At 71.5% G+C, this 21343-nt stretch carries 21 protein-coding genes, 1 tRNA gene and 2 pseudogenes; 9 read left to right on the forward strand and 15 right to left on the reverse strand.

The annotated features are described in order from the left end of the window. Positions 1-50: 50 nt before the first annotated feature. Together AB0F04_RS05520 and AB0F04_RS05525 are read right to left on the reverse strand one after the other, a co-directional pair. Positions 51-1871: a YfjP family GTPase gene (locus tag AB0F04_RS05520; RefSeq protein ID WP_362038040.1), complete on the reverse strand. Its 1821-nt coding sequence runs from the start codon at positions 1869-1871 to the stop codon at positions 51-53. 3 nt (positions 1872-1874) lie between these two features. Continuing rightward, positions 1875-3482: a dynamin family protein gene (locus tag AB0F04_RS05525; protein WP_362038042.1), complete on the reverse strand. Its 1608-nt coding sequence runs from the start codon at positions 3480-3482 to the stop codon at positions 1875-1877. A 320-nt stretch (positions 3483-3802) separates the two neighbouring features. Here AB0F04_RS05525 and AB0F04_RS05530 point away from each other — a divergent pair. Beyond that, positions 3803-3878, forward strand: a tRNA-Arg gene (locus AB0F04_RS05530). An 87-nt stretch (positions 3879-3965) separates the two neighbouring features. Here the strand turns inward: AB0F04_RS05530 and AB0F04_RS05535 are convergent. From AB0F04_RS05535 to AB0F04_RS05555, 5 genes and pseudogenes are all read right to left on the reverse strand, one after another. After that, positions 3966-4211 carry a tyrosine-type recombinase/integrase gene (locus AB0F04_RS05535; RefSeq protein WP_362038044.1) on the reverse strand — a complete coding sequence of 82 codons (246 nt, stop codon included), beginning with the start codon at positions 4209-4211 and terminating at the stop codon, positions 3966-3968. Positions 4212-4379: 168 nt separating this feature from the next. After that, positions 4380-4601, reverse strand: a complete 222-nt coding sequence (locus tag AB0F04_RS05540) for a hypothetical protein (protein WP_362038045.1) — start codon at positions 4599-4601, stop codon at positions 4380-4382. Between the two features lie 282 nt (positions 4602-4883). Beyond that, positions 4884-5339 carry a hypothetical protein gene (locus AB0F04_RS05545; RefSeq protein WP_362038047.1) on the reverse strand — a complete coding sequence of 152 codons (456 nt, stop codon included), beginning with the start codon at positions 5337-5339 and terminating at the stop codon, positions 4884-4886. A 218-nt stretch (positions 5340-5557) separates the two neighbouring features. After that, positions 5558-6034, reverse strand: a pseudogene (locus AB0F04_RS05550) (IS5 family transposase); the annotation flags it as partial. A gap of 72 nt (positions 6035-6106) precedes the next feature. Beyond that, positions 6107-6772, reverse strand: a pseudogene (locus tag AB0F04_RS05555) (histidine kinase); the annotation flags it as partial. A gap of 163 nt (positions 6773-6935) precedes the next feature. On the opposite strand from AB0F04_RS05555, the gene AB0F04_RS05560 reads away from it, so the two are divergent. Beyond that, entirely contained in the window at positions 6936-7895 is a 960-nt protein-coding gene (locus tag AB0F04_RS05560) for a D-2-hydroxyacid dehydrogenase family protein (protein ID WP_362038048.1), read from the forward strand. A gap of 159 nt (positions 7896-8054) precedes the next feature. Here AB0F04_RS05560 and AB0F04_RS05565 read toward each other — a convergent pair whose 3' ends face one another. From AB0F04_RS05565 to AB0F04_RS05580, 4 genes are all read right to left on the reverse strand, one after another. Continuing rightward, on the reverse strand, positions 8055-8330 hold the full coding sequence (locus AB0F04_RS05565) for a hypothetical protein (protein WP_362038051.1): 276 nt from the start codon (positions 8328-8330) through the stop codon (positions 8055-8057). 146 nt (positions 8331-8476) lie between these two features. Then, entirely contained in the window at positions 8477-8746 is a 270-nt protein-coding gene (locus tag AB0F04_RS05570) for a hypothetical protein (RefSeq protein WP_362038053.1), read from the reverse strand. A 234-nt stretch (positions 8747-8980) separates the two neighbouring features. Next, positions 8981-9259, reverse strand: coding sequence for a hypothetical protein (locus AB0F04_RS05575; protein WP_362038055.1), 279 nt, complete (start codon positions 9257-9259; stop codon positions 8981-8983). A gap of 83 nt (positions 9260-9342) precedes the next feature. Continuing rightward, on the reverse strand, positions 9343-9621 hold the full coding sequence (locus AB0F04_RS05580) for a hypothetical protein (protein WP_362038056.1): 279 nt from the start codon (positions 9619-9621) through the stop codon (positions 9343-9345). Between the two features lie 387 nt (positions 9622-10008). Between AB0F04_RS05580 and AB0F04_RS05585 the strand changes: the two genes are divergently transcribed. Then, entirely contained in the window at positions 10009-10296 is a 288-nt protein-coding gene (locus AB0F04_RS05585) for a chaplin (protein ID WP_362038058.1), read from the forward strand. A 75-nt stretch (positions 10297-10371) separates the two neighbouring features. Here the strand turns inward: AB0F04_RS05585 and AB0F04_RS05590 are convergent, their stop codons facing one another. From AB0F04_RS05590 to AB0F04_RS05605, 4 genes are all read right to left on the reverse strand, one after another. Continuing rightward, the gene (locus AB0F04_RS05590; protein WP_362038060.1) at positions 10372-11238 is read right to left on the reverse strand and encodes a tyrosinase family protein; all 867 of its coding nucleotides are present in this window, start codon (positions 11236-11238) and stop codon (positions 10372-10374) included. Further along, the gene (locus AB0F04_RS05595; protein ID WP_362038062.1) at positions 11222-11704 is read right to left on the reverse strand and encodes a tyrosinase family oxidase copper chaperone; all 483 of its coding nucleotides are present in this window, start codon (positions 11702-11704) and stop codon (positions 11222-11224) included. The genes AB0F04_RS05590 and AB0F04_RS05595 overlap by 17 nt, the downstream gene beginning before the upstream one ends. 195 nt (positions 11705-11899) lie before the next feature. Continuing rightward, positions 11900-12022 carry a hypothetical protein gene (locus AB0F04_RS05600; protein WP_362038711.1) on the reverse strand — a complete coding sequence of 41 codons (123 nt, stop codon included), beginning with the start codon at positions 12020-12022 and terminating at the stop codon, positions 11900-11902. A gap of 617 nt (positions 12023-12639) precedes the next feature. After that, positions 12640-13347, reverse strand: a complete 708-nt coding sequence (locus AB0F04_RS05605) for a hypothetical protein (RefSeq protein WP_362038064.1) — start codon at positions 13345-13347, stop codon at positions 12640-12642. A gap of 399 nt (positions 13348-13746) precedes the next feature. On the opposite strand from AB0F04_RS05605, the gene AB0F04_RS05610 reads away from it, so the two are divergent. Genes AB0F04_RS05610 through AB0F04_RS05635 form a run of 6 tightly spaced genes read left to right on the forward strand, consistent with a single transcriptional unit; the run spans position 13747 to position 21343 of the window. After that, on the forward strand, positions 13747-14829 hold the full coding sequence (locus AB0F04_RS05610; RefSeq protein ID WP_362038066.1) for a DUF3344 domain-containing protein: 1083 nt from the start codon (positions 13747-13749) through the stop codon (positions 14827-14829). 50 nt (positions 14830-14879) lie between these two features. Next, entirely contained in the window at positions 14880-16127 is a 1248-nt protein-coding gene (locus AB0F04_RS05615; protein WP_362038068.1) for a glycosyltransferase family 4 protein, read from the forward strand. Next, positions 16124-17551, forward strand: coding sequence for an exopolysaccharide biosynthesis polyprenyl glycosylphosphotransferase (locus tag AB0F04_RS05620; protein ID WP_362038070.1), 1428 nt, complete (start codon positions 16124-16126; stop codon positions 17549-17551). The genes AB0F04_RS05615 and AB0F04_RS05620 overlap by 4 nt, the downstream gene beginning before the upstream one ends. A 6-nt stretch (positions 17552-17557) precedes the next feature. Next, complete coding sequence (locus AB0F04_RS05625; RefSeq protein ID WP_362038072.1) at positions 17558-18898, forward strand: O-antigen ligase family protein; 1341 nt, start codon at positions 17558-17560, stop codon at positions 18896-18898. Further along, positions 18895-20595: a lipid II flippase MurJ gene (locus tag AB0F04_RS05630; RefSeq protein WP_362038074.1), complete on the forward strand. Its 1701-nt coding sequence runs from the start codon at positions 18895-18897 to the stop codon at positions 20593-20595. Before AB0F04_RS05625 ends, AB0F04_RS05630 begins: the two co-directional genes overlap by 4 nt. Further along, a complete protein-coding gene (locus AB0F04_RS05635; RefSeq protein ID WP_362038076.1) occupies positions 20579-21343 on the forward strand; it encodes a polysaccharide deacetylase family protein in 765 nt (254 codons plus the stop codon). The genes AB0F04_RS05630 and AB0F04_RS05635 overlap by 17 nt, the downstream gene beginning before the upstream one ends.

Genomic DNA, 21343 nt, shown 5'->3' on the forward strand with positions numbered 1-21343 from the left:
TTGGCCCACAGCCTCAGTGGCCGACCGCAGCCTCACCGGTCGCAGGAACATCACCGCCCCGTCCCCACCACCCTCGCGTATTGCTCCCGGACCTCCCGGTAGCGCAGCAGCTCCGCCGCCACCGGGTCCAGCACCCGGGCCCTGCCGCATCCGGACGCCGCCTCCCGCAATCGGCGTTCCGCCTCCAGGCCGTAGCGCCGGGCCGGGCCGCGGGCCGCCATCCGGCAGCTCCACTCGATGAGCGGGCCGCCGACGATGCCGATCACCATCAGCAGCACCGGCACCCCCAGGTTGGGCGACACGACCCCGATGATCTGGCCGAGCAGCCACAAGCCGCCCAGGAACTGCAGGATCGTCATCGACGCCTGGATGAGCACGGCCACCGGCCACCACCCGGGCCGCGGCGGCCGCCCCGTCGGCACGCCCGCACGCGCGGTCAGCTCGTCCAGCGCCTCCGGCAGCCCCTGCGAGCCACGCACGGCCGCCTCGCGCACCGCCTGCGCCCAGGGCGCGGGCAGCCCGGCCGACGCCCGGTCGGCCACCGTCCGTACCGCCTGCTCGACGCGCTGACGGGCGGTCGCCTCCTCGTCGGCCTGCGTGCGTCCGGGAAGCCGCCCTGTGGTGGGCTCGCCACGGTCCTGGTACCAGCGCCACAGCCGCAGCCAGGGCGTACCGCAGGCCCGGTTGGCGTTGCGCAGCCACGCCCGCTCGGCCGCCTCGCCCGCCGCCGTGGCACCCACCGCGTCCGCGAGCCGGTCGGAGAACTCCTCCCGGGCCTGTTCGCTGAGGCCGGTCCGCCGCTGGGTGGCGTAGACGGGCCACAGCCGGGCCGCGGCGATGTCCACATCGGCCGAGATGCGACGGTTCGGCGCCCCGCGCTCCGAGACGAACTGCCCGAGTGCCTCCCGCAGTTCGCCCACGCCGTCCCCGGTGAGCGCGGACAGCGCGAGCACGGTCGTGCCCGGTTCGCCGTACTCCCCGAGGGCGATGCCGTCCTCGTCGAGGAGCCGCCGCAGATCGTCGAGGACCTGTTCGGCGGCCTCCCCGGGCAGCCGGTCGATCTGGTTGAGGACGACGAACATGACCTCGGCGTGGGCCGCCATGGGCCGCAGATAACGCTCGTGGAGGACGGCGTCGGCGTACTTCTCCGGGTCGACGACCCAGATGACCGCGTCGACGAGCCCGAGGATGCGGTCCACGTGCTGACGGTGCTGGACGGCGGCGGAGTCGTGGTCGGGCAGGTCGATCAGGACGAGTCCGCGCAGCGGCGACTCGCCGTCCCCCGACGGCAGCGGGCGGCGGCGCAACCGGGGCGGGATGCCGAGCCGTTCGATGAGGCCGGCCGCCCCGTCGCTCCAACTGCACGCGATGGGCGCCGCGGTGGTGGGACGGCGTACGCCCGTCTCCGAGATGGTCACCCCGGCGAGCGCGTTGAACAGCTGCGACTTGCCGCTTCCGGTGGCGCCCGCGATGGCGACGACGGTGTGCTGCCCGGAGAGCCTGCGCCGCGCGGACGCCTCGTCGAGCACCCGGCCGGCCTGCGACAGCGTCCGGCTGTCGAGCCGGGTACGGGAGAGCCCCACCAGCTGGCGCAGCGCCTCCAGCCGGGAGCGCAGCGGCTTCTCGTACACCAGTGGGGTCACCGTCGGCGGGACGGCGGAGCGGCTGTCCGTCACGGGGAACCGGCCTCCTTCGGCTGTCTCGTTGACCCGGCGCGCGATGAGCCCGTCGTCCCAGGTCTCGGCGGAGTCGGTGCGCGCCGCGCGCTCGCCGTCCGGGGCGGGCCGGCCGGCGGTGCCCGCCGCCGTGCGGGCGTCGTCGTCCGGCTGGTCGGCGTGCTCGGTGGGGTCCTGGTCAGTGACGGCGGTCACCGGTCACCTCTCCTTCTGCAGTACGGACAGCGCGGCGATGAGTTCGGCCTGTGGCTCGGGATGGACGTCCAGCGCGTCGAGCGGGGCGAGCCGGCGCTCGCGTTCGGCGTGCAGGACGCGGTCCACGTGCTCGGTGAGCAGCCGCCCGGCGCGGTCGCGCAGCCGCAGCGCGCCATGGGCGCCGATCCGTTCGGCGAGCCCCTCCCCGGCCATCCGGCCCCGGCGGCCGCCCAGCAGGGAGGTGGCGACCAGGGCGGCGACCAGTTCCGGGTCGGGCGCGAGGGTGCGGTCGAGTTCGCGCACCTCGTCCTCGGCGTGCTCCTCCAGTTCCCGCCGCCATCGCCGTACGGCCAGTCCGATGCGCTGTTCTGCGCTGTCCGCACCCGCGTCGCGTGCGGCGAGTTCCGGGGCGGCGGATGCCGGTTCGCGCCGCCAGGCGTCGTCGATGCGCTCGTCGGCGGCGGTGACGGCGCACAGCAGCAGCGCGCTGAGGCTCTCCACGAGCGCGTCGAGGAGTTCACCGGCGGTGCAGTCCAGGGGGAAGGCGCGCCACCGTTTGAGTGCGTCCCCTGCGAGGACCGCCCCGCCGTGCAACCGGCCCCGCACGCGCGTGTGCTCGCTGTCGTACGCCACCTCGACGGCGGAGGTGAGCCGCAGTGCGGCGGCGTACTGCGCGGCGGCGGCACCGGCCAGTTCGGGCATCCGGGACTTGAGGGAGTCGAGGACGCCGTACGCCGTGCGGGCGACGACGTGCTGCCGGGCCGCGGGGTCCTGGGCCTGGTGGATCAGCCAGCTGCGCAACTGGGCGACGGCGGTGGCGGGCAGGAGGCCGCCGCCCCAGGCGGACTCGGGCAGTTCGGGCACGGTGAAGCGCGGCACCTCGCCGAGCCCGGCCTTGGTGAGCAGGGCGCCGTACTGCCGTGACACCTCGTTCACCACTTGGTGGGGTACACGGTCGAGCACGGTCACGAGGGTGACGTCGTACTCCTTGGCGGTGCGCAGCATGTGCCAGGGAACGGCGTCGGCGTAGCGGGCGGCGGTGGTGACCATGACCCAGATGTCGGCGGCGCAGATGAGTTCGGCGGCCAGGACCCGGTTGTCGGACACCAGGGAGTCGATGTCGGGCGCGTCGAGGAGGGCGAGGCCGGGCGGGAGGGTCTCGGCGGACTCGACGCGCAGCACGCGCGCGGGGTCCTCGCCGGGGAGCAGGAGGTCTTCGGTGGCTTCCTGCTGGGGCACCCACACGCGGGTGAGATCGGGCAGCACCCTCATCCCGCTGAACCAGTGGTGGTCCTCCGGATGGCAGACCAGCACGGGGGTGCGTGTCGTCGGCCGCAACACGCCCGCCTCGCTGACCCGCCGCCCGACGAGGGAGTTCACCAGTGTCGATTTCCCAGCTCCGGTCGACCCGCCCACGACGGCCAGAAGCGGCGCTTCGGGGTCCCGCAAGCGGGGCACCAAGTAGTCGTCGAGCTGTGCGAGGAGTTCGTCGCGGTTGGCACGCGCGCGTGGTGCCCCCGCCAGGGGCAGCGGGAAGCGTGCGGCGGCGACACGGTCGCGCAGGGCGGAGAGTGCGTCGAGCAGCTGAGGCCGTACGTCCAAGGTCACCACATGTGCAGAATGCCCAATTTTAGGGGAATTCTGAAGCATATGAGCATGTCTGCGCGCCGACAGAACACAAGGGACGGAAGGGACTACTGGGACACGGGCACACTCCAGGCATAACGAGTGCACAACACCCGATGCGTCTGACGCCAAAAGCGGTGCACGATTCGCACCTGCCTGCGATTATCAGGACCGCTTCACCGAACCTCCACATCGAGCCACGGAGGCGAAGCAACAGGGGCAAGGACGCGGGAGCCCTATCCTTGTCCCCGGCAACGTCACGGTTCGGCCCACACCAGGGCACCAGACAGAGGCCACCACACCCGGCCCCCGTAGCTCAGTGGATAGAGCAGGCGCCTTCTAAGCGCTTGGCCGCAGGTTCGAGTCCTGCCGGGGGCGCCACCTCTCACCAGCAAAAACGCCCCAGAGGGGATCTCCCCTCCAGGGCGTTTCGTGTCTCTGACGGCAACGCTGACGGCAACGGCCCCGTCATTCGCCGGACAGCAGGTCTCCCAGCCTGTCCAGAGCTGCCCGCTTCTCCGTCATGTCGGCGTGCGCGTAGATGTTCATGGTCACGTCCAGGGCGCTGTGCCCGACGATGTCCCGGACGATGTGCGGCGGGATCCCGAGGCCCGGCAGCAGGGTCACGCAGGTGTGGCGCAGGTCATGGAAGCGGACGTCCAGACCGAGCCGCTCGCGGATCGGATAAGTGCCGGCTCCGGTTCCGGGGCTCAATCGGGGTCCCACGCCGGGTGGTGAAGACCAGGCCGGTCTCCCGCCATCGCTCCCCCGCGGCTGCACGCTCTTCCGCCTGGCGCTCGAAGTGCCTGCGGAGCGCGTCGACGCACACGGCCGGGAGCGGTACGGGGCGCTCCGAGCGACGCGTCTTGGGCGCGGTGAGCGTCAGCTCTCCATTGACCCGCTGCAGGCCGTACGGATCTCCAGCGATCCCCCATCCAGGTCGACGTCCGACCAGTGCAGCCCGAGCAGTTCGCCGCGCCGTAGCCCCAGGTACAGCGCGAGCACGTACGCCGCACTCAACCGGTCGTCACGCACGTCTTCCAGGAGCTTCTTCCCCTCCGCGACGGACAGACCGCGACCAACCCGGTATCGAGGAGTCTCCACGGGGTCATGATCACTCGCGCCAAAGCAGCTCCCGGCCACAGTCGTTCCGCCGACCTTGTCGATCCCATGGCACCACCGGTTGTCGAACGCGGTCGACGGCTCCTCCCCGCCCCCTGCCCCCGCCGGCACTCAGACCGGCGGCATCCGCCTCCACGATGAGGACGGTGCCGCGCTGTGGGCGTTCGGGGTGACGGAGACCGGAGTCAGAGTCGTCGAGTAGCTCCTGAGTCGTACGGGCGATAGCCCGGACACCCTGACCGGCGTGTCCGGGCTGGTGTGGCCTCAGCAGATGGACATGGTGTTGAAGTCGTACGTCGCCTCGTTCTTGAACACCCAGATGACGTTGGGGTTGGCAGGGGCGCGGTACGTACCCACATTGGGCCCCGTGAATTTGACTTCGGCTCCGCCCGTCTGGTTGTTGAGCACGGAGAGCGCGTCGATAAAGTTCGAGAGCGACCGCGTACCGCACTTGAACAGGTGGAAGATGCTCTGTTTGCCGTCGCCCTGACCGACCGATACACAGGCGATCCCTGATGCCCGGGCGCAATCCTTGAGCCACGAGTCAGCTTGGTCACCACCCGGTATATCCCGCTTCACCCACTCGCCTGGGTGCAGGGGGGAGATCCCCGGCGTCCACGCGGTCGCGGCTGCCTGTGCCGGTGCCTGCGCAGCCAGCGGAAGAAGGAACGCGGCGATCAGCGTCACGACCGTCGCAGCCGCTCGACTTCTCAGTCCCATGTGATCTCCTCTGTAGTCGTATCCGACGACTCGAACCGTAGACCGCACCAGGGACGTCGTGACCCTGACAGCTATCAGGGTGGGGGCGCTCGGGCTGCGTCCCGAGGCAGGGGCACCTTCGGTCATCCAACCGCTTGCGGCCCGCAATGACTCGGGCAGTAGCAGCCGGACGAATTCCCACTCTGCATCGGCCACTTCATGGCGACTTAGACGGTGTCCTATGTGGTGAGGCGGACGAGTCGCTTGTAGCAGCACAGAGCTGCAGCGAGTCCGAGAAAGGCTAGGTAGTTACGGGGATCGCGTTCGTAGCGGGGGCTGAGTCGGCGGTAGCCGGACAGCCACGACATGGTGCGCTCGATAACCCAGCGGCGGCGCCCTAATCGCTCGCTGGACTCGATGCCTTTGCGGGCGATGCGCACTCCGATGCGCTTCCAGCGAAGCCATCTGCGCAGGTCGGCGCGGTCGTAGGCTTTGTCTGCGTGTAGGCGCTGGGGCTTGAAGTGGGGGCCGCGGTGGGGGTCGTGTCTCGTTTGGTGGCCCTCGACCATGGGCTTCAGCCCTTCGCTGTCGTGGGTGTTGCCAGCCGAGACGCCGACGAGGAGGGGCAGTCCGTTCGCGTCCGACAAGATGTGCATCTTGGAACCCGGCTTGCCCCGGTCCACGGGGCTCGGACCTGTGTGTTCGCCCCCTTTTTGGCCCTCACGCACGCGGTATCCGGCGGACACCGCCCGTACCTCCGAAAGGGCATGTCGGACCAGGGTCTGGATACGTGCCAGCTCCTTTTCAGCGCGCTGTGGATCGCTGCGGACGAGCCACTGGATCTGCTCGCTCTGCAGGGCCACCGCGGTCAGCGAGTATCCGCACAGATCGTGCAGGTCACGTGCGAACCGCAACCGTTCACGGTCGACCGCCTGCCGCGCCAGCTCCGTTCGGGCCGCCTGCAGTTCCCGGGCCAGATCCGCGAGCCGCACCACACCGAACAGGGCCAGACCGCCCACGACATGGGAGACGGCCGAGTTGAGGCCCTGCCACGTCGTCTCACCCGAGGCGACGACGAGCGGCACCTGAAGCGCGGACAGCACGACGAACGCCGTCCATGCGTGCGGGACGGGTGTCGTCAGGAGCACTGCCGCGGCGAAGGACCCCGGGATCCCCACCCAGGTGTCCTGAAAGAAGCAGTACGGCGCATACGTCACGACCCCGTGCGCGACCAGCGACCACGGCCACCACGGCTTGCGGTGGCGCACCGCGGCACGGGTGGTGTGCAGCAGATGAAGGCCCAGCGTCACCGTCAGCACGGCTCTGGCCGCGATGAGATGGCCCACCCCGTCACGGTTGGCCGCCGTCGCCACGACCGAGGCGACGAAGAAGCCGACCGGCACCAGACACACGATGGCCCGCGCGACGCGCGGGCTCCCCCCGTCCCGCCCCATGCCCCCCCTTGTGGACGCATTGCGAAGCGCTTGCACATGACCCACACATGAGGATACGCCGCGCCGACCGATTGGTCGGGCGCCGAGGGGGAGGCTTCCCGCGCCACCCACGAGGCGCGATCATGGCTTCCGAACCGATCCACAGCCATGAGAGGGGCAAGCCGTGCGGCTGCGGTGTGCTGTGCTGGACGACTTTCAGAAGGTGGCGACCGAGGTCGCCGACTGGACGGAGGTCGCGGAGGACGTGGAGGTCGTGGCCTTCGACCGGCACATCGAGGGCGAGGACGGTCTGGCCGCGGCGCTGGCCGGTTTCGACATCGTCGTGACCCTGCGCGAACGCGTGCCGTTCCCCGGGTCGTTGATCGCCCGGCTGCCCCGGCTGAAGCTGATCGTCGCCTCCGGCATGCGGAACTCCGTCATCGACTACGCGGCCGCCGAGGCCCACGGCGTCACGGTCTGCGGCACGGCCAGCTCCTCCACCCCGCCCGTCGAGATGACCTGGGCGCTGCTGCTCGGCCTCGCACGCGGGCTCGTCGAGGAGAACAACGCCCTGCGCTCAGGCGGCCCCTGGCAGAGCACCGTCGGTGCCGATCTGCACGGCCGGCGTCTCGGACTGCTCGGCCTGGGGAAGATCGGCAGCCGGGTCGCCCGGGTCGGGCTCGCCTTCGGCATGCGGGTCGGGGCCTGGAGCCAGAACCTCACCCGGGAGCGCGCCGGCGAGGTCGGCGTGGAACTCGCCTCCTCCAAGGAGGAACTGCTGGCGGACAGCGACTTCGTGTCGGTCCACCTCGCCCTCGGCGACCGTACCCGTGGCCTGCTCGGCCGGCCGGAACTCGCCCTCCTCAAGCCGACCGCCTACCTGATCAACACCTCACGCGCGGCGATCGTCGACCAGGACGCCCTCCTCGACGCCCTGCACGCGGGCCGTATCGCGGGCGCCGGCGTGGACGTCTTCGACATCGAGCCCCTTCCCGCGGACCACCCGATGCGCACGGCACCCCGCCTCCTCGCCACGCCGCACCTCGGCTATGTCTCCCGGTCCAACTACGCGACGTACTACGGGCAGGCGGTCGAGAACATCCGCGCGTTCCTCGCGGGCGCGCCGGTGCGACGGCTGCCCTGACACGCGTACGGCGGCACGCCGTTCCCTCCGCGGCCTCCGACCGCAGATCCACGACACACGCATGGCCGGGACCCGGTGTATCGGGTCCCGGCCATCGCCGGCCGTGCCGGCGGGCTCAAGGGCGCCCCCATGGACGAGACGCCCCGGCCTCGGCGGAAGTCAGGCCTTCTTGCCGGGAACGACGGTGCTGCTGACGCAGGACACCTGGCTGTGCGAAGTCGGGCACTCCTGCGTCGAGTTGTTGACGACGGTGACCTTGCCCTTGTCGGTGGTGTACGTGTACTGGCTCAGTTCCACACAGCGCACGTGACCGTTGCCGTCGTCGGCGCACTTGCCGGGGCCACCGTCGGCGGAGGCCTGGGCGGTACCGACACCGAGCAGAGCGAAGCTCCCCAGCACTCCCGCTACCGCTGCGATCTTCTTCGAAGTGAGCATTTACCTTTTCCTTTACGGTCGACCCGCCGCCACCGGGCAGTTCGGGTCGCTCCGGACGCATGAGCGGCAACAAAGCCAAAGGGCAGGCCCCGCGGCTCGGACACCTGGTTCGAGCCCCGGGGCCTGCCGGATCACCTGGTCGGTGATTACTTGCCCAGGGTGAAGGCCTGCGAGCAGGTCACGGACTCGCGCTCGCTGTTGTCCTGCTTGGCGAGACCCAGGATGGCGAGGTTGACGTTCACGTCGTCGATGTTGATGAGGCCCTCACGCGAGTCGTTCTGCTCGCACGACTGGGCCTGCTTGTTGTCGATCTTGACGTGCTCGTCGCCGTCCGAAGCGTGACCAACGCCAGCGCCAAGGAAGCTGACGCTGCCGAGCATGGCCGCGACGACCGCGGCCTTCTGGTACTTGCGCATTACTTCTCCGATTTCTCGAATAGACACAGACCGTAATGGACTGGTCACCGACAGTTGCCAACCCTAGGCGGATTGCACGCCCTTCGCCCGGACGAAACGCCCAACCGCGTAAGTTTCTGGAAAAGACGTTTTGTAGTTCCGCACACCGACTCGCAGCGGTGGCCGAACCCCGAGTCACGACCAGCGGCCGCACCTGTCCACGGACAGAGTGGGCCCGCACCGGCCGGCGAGGTGTCAGCCCCCCGCGGCGGGAACCACGGCGCTGTCGACGCAGCTGACCTGACTGCGTGACGTCGGACAGGTCTGCGTCGAGTCGTTGACGACGGTGACGCTTCCGCGCTTGTCCCTGATGACCTGGTACTCGCTCATCTGCACGCAGCGGACATGCCCCGCACTGTCCTCGACGCACGTACCGGGACCACCCTGGGCCGACGCCTGGACGGCCCCGAGACCCATCAGGGCGAAGGCCCCCAGAGCCGCCGCCACCGCCGCGGTCTTCTTCTTGTCGAACATCTGCCTTTTTCCTTCAGTAAGGCGGCAGGCCCCGGGGCTCGGACACATGGTTCGAGCACCGGGGCCTGCCTGGATCAACCTGATCAGTGGCCGCCACGCAGAGAGAAGGCCTGCGAGCAGGTCAGGGACTCCTTCTCGCTGTTGTCCTGCTGGCCCAGACCCAGGAGGGCGGCCACGTTGACGTTGACGTCGTCGACGTTGACCAGGCCCACGGTCGAGTCGTTCTGCGAGCAGGCCTGCGTCTGGTCGTTGTCGACCTTGAACTTCCCGTCGCCGCCCGCAGCGTGACCAACGCCAGCGCCGAGGAAGCTGACGCTGCCGAGCATGGCCACGACGACCGCGGCCTTCTGGTACTTGCGCATTACTTCTCCGATTTCTCGAGTCGACACAGACCGTTGTGGTCCGGTCACTGACAGTCGCTAACATAAGCGGCATTTGCGGCTTTTGCCACGCGAAACGCCTCACGGCGTGGCTTTCTTGTGAAAGCGCACGTCACGGCGGAGCCGCACGTCCGCCGGATGGCCCCGTGCCGGGCGGTCACCCCGGGCCACTGCCGTCCCACCAATACAGCCGGCACAGGACCGGGGGCGAGCGAGGGACCGCGATCAACACCCGTTTGGCGCAGTCGCTGTTCAAGACGAGTGATCCCCGGAAGATTTCTCGTGACCGGTTCGGGGTCGCCGCGTTGAACGGGCAGTGCGGCCGCTCGTACTGCTGCCGCACTTACCTAGTCAGTAAGGGAGAACGTGATGTCTCGCATCGCGAAGGTTGGCGCTGTTGCTCTCGGCACGGGCGCCGTGGTGCTCAGTGGAGCCGGTCTCGCCGCCGCGGACGCCGGCGCCCACGGCGCTGCCATCGGCTCGCCCGGCGTCCTGTCCGGCAACGTGGTCCAGGTGCCGGTTCACGTGCCGATCAACGTGTGCGGCAACACCGTCAACCTCGTCGGCCTGCTGAACCCGGCTGTCGGCAACGAGTGCAAGAACGAGGGCCACAAGAAGCACGACAAGAAGAGCAAGAAGAGCGGTCACCGCCACTGACCGCCGCTGGCGTAATTGAGAGCCCCGGCCTCCCAAGGCCGGGGCTCTCCCCGTGCCCGGCCTCCCCGTGCCGCCTCACGCGTAGCGGTAGATCCTGCCGACGTCCTCCAGTTCCGCCGGTGTCACGTCCCACGGCGGCATGCTCTGGTGCCGTGCCACGATCCGGCCGTGCTGCTGCTCGCCCCGTCGAGGCGGTTTCGCGGGGAGGTAGCGCGCGCCGCGGTGCCGACGTTGCCAGCGGTACCACTGCAGGTCGATGAAGGCGTGGTGCAACCAGAACACGGGGTCGTTGACGGAGGCGCCGCCGAGCATGTCCCCACCGACCCAGCCGTGTACGCGGTTGTGGTTGCGCCAGGCCCCCTCGCCGCGGCCGGAGCCCCAGCCCTCGAGCCTGTTCCTGAAACCCCGGGTGACCGTCGAGTCCCAGGGCGCCACGTCGTAGACAGGGTCCTCAAGGGCCCGCTCCAGCTCGCTCCTCGTGGGCAGGCCGACCGGGTCGCGGGGCCGTCCGAGGTTCCGGGTGAGGAACTCCCTGTCGGTGACGTTCACTTTGATGGTCCAGTTGCCTTCCCGGTAGGCGAAGGGGCCGGTCATCACCTGATGGTCGGAACGGCGCCCGTCACCCCCGAGAAGATGGGCCGTCCAGGGCGCGGAGGTGGTCTTGCGGTCGCGCGTCCAGTCCCAGTACGGCACCGTCACCGAGGGATCCACCCGGCGCAGGGCGCGCTCCAGGTCGAGCAGGAACCGGCGGTGCCAGGGCAGGAACGAGGGCGCCATGTGCGCGGCACGCAGTCCGTGCTCCCCGTCCGCTGAGAAGTACTCGATGTGCATCCGCACGAACTCGTCGTACTCACCCCGCCGTTTGACCTCCAGCAGCGCCTTGACGAACCGCCGCTGCTCGGCCCTGGTGAGCGTACCGGCGTCCTTACGTACGTACGCCATGCCGGTGCTCCGTGTGGACGTGGCCCGCCGGGGCCGGGTCACGCAGGTGCCGGCCGGGGCCGAGGGCGTCGACGGCGGCGCGGGCGGCCTCGATCGGTGAGGGGTGGGAGCAGTAGTGGTCGACCATGCTCAGCCAGGTGCCGTCGGCCCGGCGCATCAGGTGCAGCGGGCGGCCGTCCACGGTGACCTGCCAACGGCCCTGCCCGGCCGGGTCGCGGGGTGGGGTCCACACCACGACGATGCGGCGGCCGTGACGGGTCTCGCTGGAGACGGTGGCGCTCGGGGCGTCCCCGGGCCCGGGGCTCTGCGGCCTGAGGGCGGCGGCCACCGGGGCCGCCACGGCGGCAGCGAGGGCGCAGGCACGCAGTCCGCGCGCCACCTCCCGCCGCGTGCTGCCCGGTCCGTTCCGCGCCGGGGCCGCCGCCGCCCCGTCTCCTGTCTGCCCTCCGCCGGTGCTGACGGCCATGGTCCGCTCCTCGTCCGGATCCGATGTCGTAGCCGTAACCGCCGGACGTCCCGCGTGGTCACCGCCGTGCGGCCAGACAAGTGACCGTCCGTTCCTCCGGAGGGGAAAACCGGCCGCGTCATCGGGTGGACACGTACGGAGGGCCGGTGCCCGGGATCTCCGGGAACCGGCCCTCCGTACGGCGGGGTTGCCGCCTCAGAACCACAGGTTGCCGTGCATCGGCTTGGCGTCGTTGACCGCGGACGCGGCGTTCTTCGCCGTGTGGACCAGCGACTCCTTGCCCTCGGCGGTGACGTCCAGGGGGACCTTGGTGCTCACGCCTCCGGTGAAGTCGGTGGACGCAAGGTCGCGACCGCTCTGAGCGGCCGGAGCGGGCTGAGGCAGGGGAGCCGGGGCGGGCTGGGCGACCGGAGCGGGCTGCGGAGCGGGGGCCGGGGCGGGCTGGGCAACCGGAGCAGCCTGAGGGGCCGGCGCAGCCTGAGCCATCGGAGCAGGCTGGGCCATCGGAGCGGGCTGGGCCATCGGAGCGGGCTGGGCGACGGGAGCACTCTGAACCGGAGCGGCCTGAGGAGCCGGAGCAGCCTGAGCCATCGGAGCGGCCTGAGGAGCCGGAGCAGCCTGCATGTCCGGAACGCTCTGAGCAGCGGGCGCGGCGGGAGCGACCATGGCGTCCTGGGCGAACGCGGGCGTGGCGGAACCGGCGGCGATCAGAGACCCGGCAAAGACGGCGGCAGCCTTCAGAGACTTCATCGTGTTCCTTTCTTCGGCAACGCGCGTCGCCGGAGGGGATTCTGTCGCCGTGCCTAACGAGCCCTGGCCTGGGCGGAAACCGAGATGCCGAAGATTGCCAATACCTCATACGAGATCTATTAAAAGACTGAAGAACAACAGTCGTGGCGCCGCTCCCCTGGGGGCGGCGCCACGACCGGGCGGGGTCAGGATGCCGGTGGCAGAACCTGCTCCAGCAGCGGTACACCGGGGAGCGTGACGGCTGTCTCCTCGGGGGCTGCTGTCGACGAGGTCCCGGACGACTCGTCGGCCACGTCGTCGGACGGTGTGGACACGGCGGGCGCCTCCTGGAGCGTCGGGGCGCCCCCGGTCAGCGCGGCGAGGAGGTCGTCGACCCCGCCCAGCAGGTTGTCGACCGTGGGAAGGACGCCTCCGACACCGGAGGTGACCGTCTTCAGGAGGCCGTCGACCGCTCCGACCACGAAGTCCAGCAGGTCGGTCACGGGGTCGGCGGCGCGCGGCACCGACACCGCGGGTACCGCGGCGGGCAGGGCGGGAGCCGGCAGCCGCACCACCGTCGACACGAGCGAGGTCCGCACGCCCTTGGCGTCCGACTCGGCCAGGGCGGCCTTCGCGGCGGCTGCCAGCCTTTCGGCCTCGGCCGGGGGCAGCGTCCCGTCGCTGTCCCGCAGTACGGCGTTCAGCAGGTCGGCGACGGGGGTGAGCTGGCCCCAGTTCACTCTCGCGACCTGCGCGAGCCGCGCGTCCGCGCCGGGAAGCCGGGCCTCGGGCGCCGCACGGTGGCCGTGCCCCCGGGACGTTTCGGCCGCCATGGCGACGGGGCCGGTGATCCCGACCAGAAGGGCGGCGCAGAACACACCGGACACGATGCGCCGTGCGGACAGAGCACACATGGGGATTCCTTTCGACGGCGTTGGATCTTGAGCCCACCGTGGAAGCACCCAGGCCTTCCCGCAACCGCTCATACGCTTTTCGGGATGTCGCAGTTCCTCCTTTTGCCGCGTCCAGCCTGATCAAACGGTCGGCCAGGGCGCACTCCCCCGACCCCTGATGGAGCAAGGCGGCGGCCCGCGCCGAACGGAATTCATCCCGCCGGCAGTGAGTCGGCGGCCGGAGGCGGCAAAGAAATGCGGTTTCACGATTCCGACACACTTGTCAGATTTCATCGGATTTCATCGACTATGTCCGGTTGATGACTAGAGTTGCGAACCGCCCGACGCACTCTCAGCGCGGACACATCGCATTCGTGGCGCTCTGCCACGGCTCCCCGTTCCGAAAGGCAACGACCGGTCATGCGTCATTCCTTGGGCCCGCTGTTCCGCCGCGCGACCGTGGGCGTCCTCGCTCTTGCCGCCGTGTGGGCGGCCGGCAGTTCACCCTCCGCCGCACCCGCTGCCGCGCCCGCGCCGGAAGCCGAGCGTCTCAGCTTCACCGAGCGGTACCGCGCGCTCCAGCACGGCGGCATCGTACGCGCTGCCAACGCATCGATCACCTGCCGCGCGGCCCAGAGCTCTTCGTGTCCCGAGACCCAGGCAGGCGGCCCCGGCGTGAACGGCGACTTCGACATGTTCTACGTCGACGTCGACCGCGACGCCAACACGTACAACTCCTCCCGCGGGGAGGTCCGTCTGCCCAGCGGCTCCCGGGTGACGTACGCGCGCCTCTACTGGGGTGGCAACCTGCGTGTGGGCGAACAGAAGCCGCCGCAGGACAACGGGCGCGTACTGATCGCCGAACCCGGCGGCGAGTACAAGGAGTTGGTCGCGGACACGACGGTCGGACACCGGGTCATGGACGGCATGGACGCCTTCCAGGCCTCGGCCGACGTGACACGGCTGGTGCGGGAGGCCGGAGCGGGCCTGTACACGGTGGCGCAGATCAACATCGCCATGGGCAGGTCCACGGCCGGGGCCTGGGGCGGCTGGACACTCGTGGTGGCCTACGAGAACCCGGCGGAGCCGCTGCGGCACCTGGCGGTCTGGGACGGCTTCACCCCGCTGGGGCCCGGTCAGGAGATCGGCATGGGCGGCCTCGACTTCGCCGCGGGCGCATGGGGCCGTGCGGGCCTGGTGACGTACAACGGCGACCGCGGCACGGTCGGAGACTCGCTCACCGTGACGACCGGTCAGTCCACGACCGCCCTCGGCAACTCCGCCAACCCCCGCGACGACGTCCTCAACTCCACCATCAGCGAGCCCGGCACAGACGCGTCCCGGGTGCCCGCCCACGGCAACACCCTCGGTTACGACTCCGACGTCTTCGACCTCGGAAGCGCCCTGCAGCACGGCGGTGACCGGGCCACCTTCCGGATCCAGTCTCAGCAGAACGCGGCGTGGGCCGGCGTGCTCTTCGCCGCCGTCGACGCACGGCGGTGAGTACGTCGCCGTCCGCCCCGAACGCCTTCGCGAGCGAGGAATCCGCGCACATGCACGAGTCACCCACCGCACCTCACCCCCGAGTCCTGCACCTCACCCAGCCGGTGGACGGCGGTGTCGCGCGCGTCGTCACGGACCTGGTCCAGGCGCAGCTGTCGGACGGCCTGGACGTCACCGTGGCCTGCCCCGAGAGCGCGCTCACCACGAAACTGCGGACGCTCGGCGCGCGCGTACGGCACTGGCACGCCACACGGTCTCCCGGTACCTCGCTCGTCCGGGAGGTACGGCACCTGGCGCAGGTCATCGACGAGGTGCGTCCGGATCTGATCCACGCGCACAGCGCGAAGGCCGGGCTCGCCGGACGGCTCGCGGTACGCGGGCGGATCCCGACGGTCTTCCAGCCGCACGCCTGGTCGTTCGAGGCGGTCGGCGGGGGCACCGCGACGCTGGCGCTCCTGTGGGAGCGCTGGGCGGCGCGGTGGGCCTCACGCGTGGTGTGTGTGAGCGAGGCGGAACGCGCGACCGGCATGGGCGCCAGGATCACCGGCCGCTGGACCGTCGTTCCCAACGGCATCGACCCGGAGCGCTTCCGTCCGGCCGCCCCGGGTGCCGTACGGGCCGGACTCGCACCGCTCGCCGGCATCCAGCCCACGGCGCCGCTCGCCGTGTGCGTGGGGCGGCTGTGCCGGCAGAAGGGGCAGGACGTCCTGCTGGAGGCGTGGGAAACCGTCGAACAGCAGGTGCCCGACGCCCGTCTCGTCCTGGTCGGCGACGGGCCGGACCACGACCGGCTGCGCGAGAACGCCCCACCGTCAGTGGTGTTCGCCGGAGCCGTCGCCGACGCCTCCCCCTGGTACCAGGCCGCCGATCTCGTCGTTCTGCCGTCCCGCTGGGAGGGCATGGCTCTGGCGCCGCTGGAAGCGATGGCCTGCGGGCGGCCGGTCGTGGTCACGGACGTCGACGGCGCCCGGGAGAGTCTGCCCTCCTCCACCTCCGCCCGGTGCCTGGTTCCGCCGGAGGACCCGGCGGCGCTGGCCGGAGCCGTCACCGCGCTGCTGGCGGACCCGCTGCTGCGCGCATCCCTCGGCGACCAGGGCCGCCGGCACGTGCTGTCCGCCCACGACGTGCGGCACACCGCCGAAGCCGTCTCGGACGTCTATCGCGACCTGCTCGGCCCCTGGACCGCCACCACCCCCAGCGCTGAGCACGGTCCGCTCGACACCGGACGTGGCGCCGAGGCGAACCGGCCGGTCCAGCGCGTCGAGCCCACCGAGTACAGGGAGTCCATCCACTCGTGACCGCCGAACGTACCGTGCCCTCCCCCGGCGTAGCGCCGCGGGACCACGGATCCTCACCAGTCTCGGTCATGCCCCCGCGCGGCACGACCACCGGTTTCCGCTCACCCGCCCCGCGGCCCCCGGCCCGGCCCGCCTCACCCGTCCCGCTGCTCGCGGCAGACGGCCTCGCCGCCCTCGCGGGCACGCTCGCGCTCACCGGGTCCCAGCGCCACCCGCTCCTCGTCACCCTGCTGATCGCCGGCTCGTTGCTGCTGCGCCGCCGCGGCGGGCGGCCGCCGATGCCCGGGTTGCTGGACGAACTGCCCGCCCTGTGCGGCCGCATCGCGGTGGCGTGGCTGGCTCTCGCGGCTGTCGTGGCGGCGTACCGGCCGGAGGACGCGTTGTCCCTGCGTACCGTGGTGACGGGCCTCGCCCTGCACACGGCGGCCGGCTGCGCGCTGCGCGGAGCCGTGTACGCGCGGCGCCGCGCCGCGCTGCTGCGCCACCCGCACCCGGCCCTCGTCCTCGGCCCGGTCACGACCGCGCAGCGGGTGGCCGCCGCCGTACTGCGTCACCCGCGCTGCGGAGTCCGGCCGGTGGGGATCGTCGCCGAGCAGCCGGAGGGCACCGAGACGCTGCCGGTGCTGACGACCGCCGAGGAGGTCGAGCGGGCGGTCATCCAGAACGGGGTACGGGCGGTGCTGGCCGTGCACCCCTCCGTACGCGCCGGCCAGGAACCGCTGCTGCGGGCGCTGGCCGATTCGGGCTGCGTGGTCTGGGAGGTCGACGCCGACACCCCGTCGTACGCGGCGCGAGAGCGGCTGGCCGGGTTCGCCTGCCGACGGCTGGACATGTCCCCGGCCCGGCGTGACAGCGCGGCCAAGCGGGCGCTCGACATCCTGGTGTCGGGGACGCTGCTGTTGCTCATCAGTCCGCTGCTGCTGACCTTCGCCGCGGTGCTCAGGATCAGCGACGGGCCGGGCGTGGTGTTCCGGCAGGAGCGCATCGGCAGGGGCGGCGAGCCGTTCACCCTGCTGAAGTTCCGTACGCACCGCCCGGTCGACGAGCACGAGTCGGCGACCCGGTGGAGCGTGGCGAACGAGAACGAGATGCGCTGGTTCTGCCGGATGCTGCGGCGCACCTCGCTCGACGAGCTGCTGCAGTTGTGGAACGTGCTCCGGGGCGACATGAGCCTGGTCGGACCCCGGCCCGAACGCCCCTACTTCGTCGCCCAGTTCGGCCAGACCTATCCCGGTTACTCGGTGCGCCACCGCATGCGGACCGGCATCACCGGTCTCGCCCAGATCCACGGCCTGCGCGGCGACACCTCGATCGAGGACCGCTGCCGTTTCGACAACGCCTACATCGACGACTGGTCCCTGTGGCAGGACGTCTGCATTCTGCTGCGCACCGCCGCCACGGTGGTACGCCCCACGGGGAGCTGAGAACTGGTGAGCCTCGCACTGACGCCCCTCCCCCGCCGTGACGCCGGGCAGACACCGGCCCTGCTCGTGGTGGCCGTACCGGCCCTGCTGGCGCTGCCCCTGACGTCGGACGGAGCGGGGCCCGCCGACGTGTGCTCCGGGCTGGTGGTGGTCTACTGCGTGATCCGTCTCCTGTTCGAACGGCGGCGCCCGCTGTCGCCCGCCGCCGCGGTGATTCTGGGTCTGCCGGTCGTGGGGCTCGCGCTCTCCGCCATGGGGGCGTTCTCCGCCGAGGCCGGGCTCGCCGGCCTCGGACGCTATCTGCAGACCTTCGTCCTCGTTCCGGCGGCCGTCCTGCTGCTGCTGCGCGACCGCACCGGCTTCCGGATGGTGGCCTGGGCCTGCGTGGGGCTCGGTCTGTGCCAGGGGGCCATCGGCGTCCACCAGTTCGTCACCCGCACCGGTGCCTCCTACCAGGGCGCGAACATCCGGGCGGTGGGCACCTTCGGATCGCACGACGTGATGGGCATGGCGACGGCGGTCGCCCTCGGCCTGGTGTGCGCGACCGGTATCGCGCTGGGCCGGGTGTCCGTACGGCAGCGGGCGGCCGCCGCCGCGTGCGCTTCGGTGCTGCTGCTGCCGCTCGCGCTCTCCTTCAGCCGGGGTGCCTGGATCGCGACGTTCCTGACCTGCGCCGTGCAGCTGGTCCTGGCCGGATGGCGGCGCGCTCTGAAGGTGGCCGCTGCCGCGGTCGCGGTGGGTGTGATCCTGGTGGGCGGGTTCGGTGTGGGCTCGGTTCTCCTGCAGCAGCGCATCGGCAGCATCGCCCAGGTCGCCGACGCCCCCGACCAGTCCGTCGTCGACCGGTACACCCTGTGGGCGTCCGCCACGGACATGTGGCGGCAGCACCCGCTGACCGGGGTCGGCCTGAAGGGCTTCCCGGAGCACCGGGACGGACACGCCACGCTCGCGCTGTCGTCGGGCAGCGAGACCGGGGGCGCGGGAGCCATGTACCAGCGGCAGCCGCTGCTGTCGCCGCACAACATGTACCTGCTGGTGCTGAGCGAGCAGGGCCTGATCGGGCTGCTGGCGCTCGCCGGGAGCTGGCTGGCGCTGCTGGTGTGCGGGGTGCGGCGGCTCGTGCGCGTGCGCGAGCGCGGCCCGGGGACCGACTGCGGGCTCGTCGCCTGCGGGCTGCTGATCTGGCTGCTGACCGACTTCATGTACGGCGACATCGGCGGACCCTCGACCGTGCTGATCGCCGTGGCGATGGGGCTCGGGGCCTGGTGGGCGCTGACCGGCGACACGCGCGCGGATGCGCCCCGCAGTGCGGTGCGGGAGCCCGCCGAGGAGGCCCTGGTCCGATGACGGTGGTGCCTTCGCATTCCCCCGGCTCCGACACGGACGACGCGGTGACCGTTCCCCCGGCTCGGGCCGCCACCGGCACCGGCGACGCTACCGAGCAGCCCTCGGCGCCGTCGCCGGTCTCCGGAAGCTTCCTGGCCAGGGCCGCGCTCGTCACGGCGTCGCTGTCCATCGCCGGTTCACTGCTGGGCCTGGTGCGCGACCAGTCGCTGGCGCGGCTGTTCGGCGCCGGGAGCGACACCGACGCCTTCCTGGTGGCGTGGACGGTGCCGGAGTTCGCCTCCACGCTGCTCATCGAGGACGGGCTGGCGATCGCGCTGATCCCGGCGTTCAGCATGGCGCTGGCCCGCCGCGCCCGGGGCGCCCCGGGTGACCCGGTCCGCGCCCTGGTCGGCGCCACCCTGCCCCGGCTCTGCCTCGCCCTCGCGGCGGTGGCCGCCCTGATCGCCGGCACGGCTCCCCACCTGGTCCAGGCGCTCGCTCCCGGTCTGCCCGACCCGGCGCTCGCCGCCGACTGCACCCGGATCACGGCCACCTGCGTGCTGGCCTTCGGGCTCGCCGGGTACTGCAGTGCCGCCCTGCGGGCCCACCGCTGCTTCCTCGCCCCCGCGGCGATCTACGTCGTCTACAACACCGGCATCATCGCCGCGATGTTCCTGCTCGGTGAGGGCTGGGGCGTGCGCTCCGCCGCGGTAGGGGTCGCGGCGGGCGGCTGTCTGATGGTGGCGGTGCAACTGCCGTCGCTGTGGCGGCGGCTGGCGTCGCCCACGCCGCACCTGGCCAAGGCCGGGGCGGCGGCCGAGGAGCGGCCGGTGCAACTCGCCCTGATCGCCGCGGTGCTCCTGTTCGCCCTGTGCCGCCAGTCGCAGGTGCTGGTGGAGCGCTTCCTCGCGTCCGGCCTGCCCGCCGGTGCCATCTCGCACCTGAACTACGCGCAGAAGGTCGCCCAGATCCCGATGACGCTGTCGCTGATGGTGTGCACCGTCACCTTCCCGGTGGTGGCGCGGGCTCTCGCGGACGGGGACACCGCGCGGGCCCGCGCTCGCGTGGAACGGGACCTGGCGCTCGCCTCGTGGCTGGTGCTGCTGGGCATGTGCGCGGTGGTCGCCTGCGCCCCGCAGATGATCGGACTGCTGTTCCAGCGGGGAGCGTTCACCCCGGGCGACACCGGCGCGACAGCGGACGTCATGCGCGTGTACGCCCTCGGGCTGCTGGGCCAGACCCTGGTGGGCGCCCTCGTGCGGTCCTACTTCTCGGCGGGCCGGGCCTGCTGGTACCCGCTCGGCGCGATGGCGGCGGGCATCGTCGTGACGTCCTGGATCGGCGCCGCCTCCGTGCACTCCTGGGGCGTGGCGGGGATCGCCGCCGCCAACGCCCTCGGCATCACCGTCACGGCGAGCCTGCTGCTCGCCGGGCTGCGATCGGGCCGGCGCAACGGCTCGCACGGCGTCTCGGTCCGGGTCCGGCCGGTGGTGGCCGAGCTGGGCAGGCTGGTGTCCGCCGCGGCCGTCGCCACGGCCGCGGGGGCGTTCGCCGCGAGCCGGCCGGCGTCCCCGGCGGCGGGCCTCACGGCCGGCCTCCTGACCGTGGCCTTCGTCTTCGTCCCGCTCAGCTGGGCCTTCGGGGCCCAGAGTTCCGCGTCCGCTCTGCGCTCCCTACGCGCCGTCACACGAAGGCTCACACATGGCCGTTTCCGCTGACTCCCTCGACACCGGCAGACCCCGGGCCCCGCGCAGGGGCCCGGCCCCCTGGGTGGCGATGTACCACTCGGTGGGCGACTGCTCGGACGACCCGTACCGCATCACGGTCACGCCCGGACGGCTCGCGTCGCAGCTGGCCTGGCTGCGCCGGCGCGGGCTGCGGGGCGTGTCGGTGACCGAGCTGCTCGCCGCCCGCGCCCGGGGCGAGGGACACGACCTGGTCGGGCTGACCTTCGACGACGGGTACGCCGACTTCGTCACCGACGCCCTGCCGCTGCTGCACCGCTGGGACTGCGGCGCGACCCTCTTCGTGCTGCCCGGACGGCTCGGCGGCGACAACGCCTGGGATCCGCTCGGCCCGCGCAAGCCGCTGCTGACCGGGGACGGCATCCGGCGCGCGGCCGCCGAAGGCGTGGAGATCGGCTCGCACGGGCTGACGCACGTCGACCTCACCAAGGCGGACGACCACACGCTCAGGGCCGAGGTCGCCGAGAGCCGCGCGCGGCTCGAGGAGCTGACCGGCGTCCCGGTCGAGGGCTTCTGCTACCCGTACGGCACGATCGACGCCCGCGCCGTGGAGGCCGTACGGGAAGCGGGGTACACCTACGCCTGCGCCATCGACCCGGGCCCGCTGACCGGCCCGCACGCCCTGCCGCGGGTGTACGTCGGCCAGGACGACACGGCGTGGCGCCTGCACCTCAAGCACTGGCTGCACCGGCTGCGCCGGCGCCCGGTGGAGGGCCTGTGA

Source organism: Streptomyces sp. NPDC029041, from assembly GCF_040637515.1.
Taxonomy (GTDB): Bacteria; Actinomycetota; Actinomycetes; order Streptomycetales; family Streptomycetaceae; genus Streptomyces.

Coding starts and splice junctions, on each gene's coding strand:
- AB0F04_RS05545 (WP_362038047.1), bottom strand. CDS start 5,339: ATGGGACTGAGAAGTCGAGCGGCTGCGACGGTCGTGACGCTGATCGCC.
- AB0F04_RS05565 (WP_362038051.1), bottom strand. CDS start 8,330: ATGCTCACTTCGAAGAAGATCGCAGCGGTAGCGGGAGTGCTGGGGAGC.
- AB0F04_RS05570 (WP_362038053.1), bottom strand. CDS start 8,746: ATGCGCAAGTACCAGAAGGCCGCGGTCGTCGCGGCCATGCTCGGCAGC.
- AB0F04_RS05575 (WP_362038055.1), bottom strand. CDS start 9,259: ATGTTCGACAAGAAGAAGACCGCGGCGGTGGCGGCGGCTCTGGGGGCC.
- AB0F04_RS05580 (WP_362038056.1), bottom strand. CDS start 9,621: ATGCGCAAGTACCAGAAGGCCGCGGTCGTCGTGGCCATGCTCGGCAGC.
- AB0F04_RS05585 (WP_362038058.1), top strand. CDS start 10,009: ATGTCTCGCATCGCGAAGGTTGGCGCTGTTGCTCTCGGCACGGGCGCC.
- AB0F04_RS05590 (WP_362038060.1), bottom strand. CDS start 11,238: ATGGCGTACGTACGTAAGGACGCCGGTACGCTCACCAGGGCCGAGCAG.
- AB0F04_RS05595 (WP_362038062.1), bottom strand. CDS start 11,704: ATGGCCGTCAGCACCGGCGGAGGGCAGACAGGAGACGGGGCGGCGGCG.
- AB0F04_RS05605 (WP_362038064.1), bottom strand. CDS start 13,347: ATGTGTGCTCTGTCCGCACGGCGCATCGTGTCCGGTGTGTTCTGCGCC.
- AB0F04_RS05610 (WP_362038066.1), top strand. CDS start 13,747: ATGCGTCATTCCTTGGGCCCGCTGTTCCGCCGCGCGACCGTGGGCGTC.
- AB0F04_RS05615 (WP_362038068.1), top strand. CDS start 14,880: ATGCACGAGTCACCCACCGCACCTCACCCCCGAGTCCTGCACCTCACC.
- AB0F04_RS05630 (WP_362038074.1), top strand. CDS start 18,895: ATGACGGTGGTGCCTTCGCATTCCCCCGGCTCCGACACGGACGACGCG.
- AB0F04_RS05635 (WP_362038076.1), top strand. CDS start 20,579: ATGGCCGTTTCCGCTGACTCCCTCGACACCGGCAGACCCCGGGCCCCG.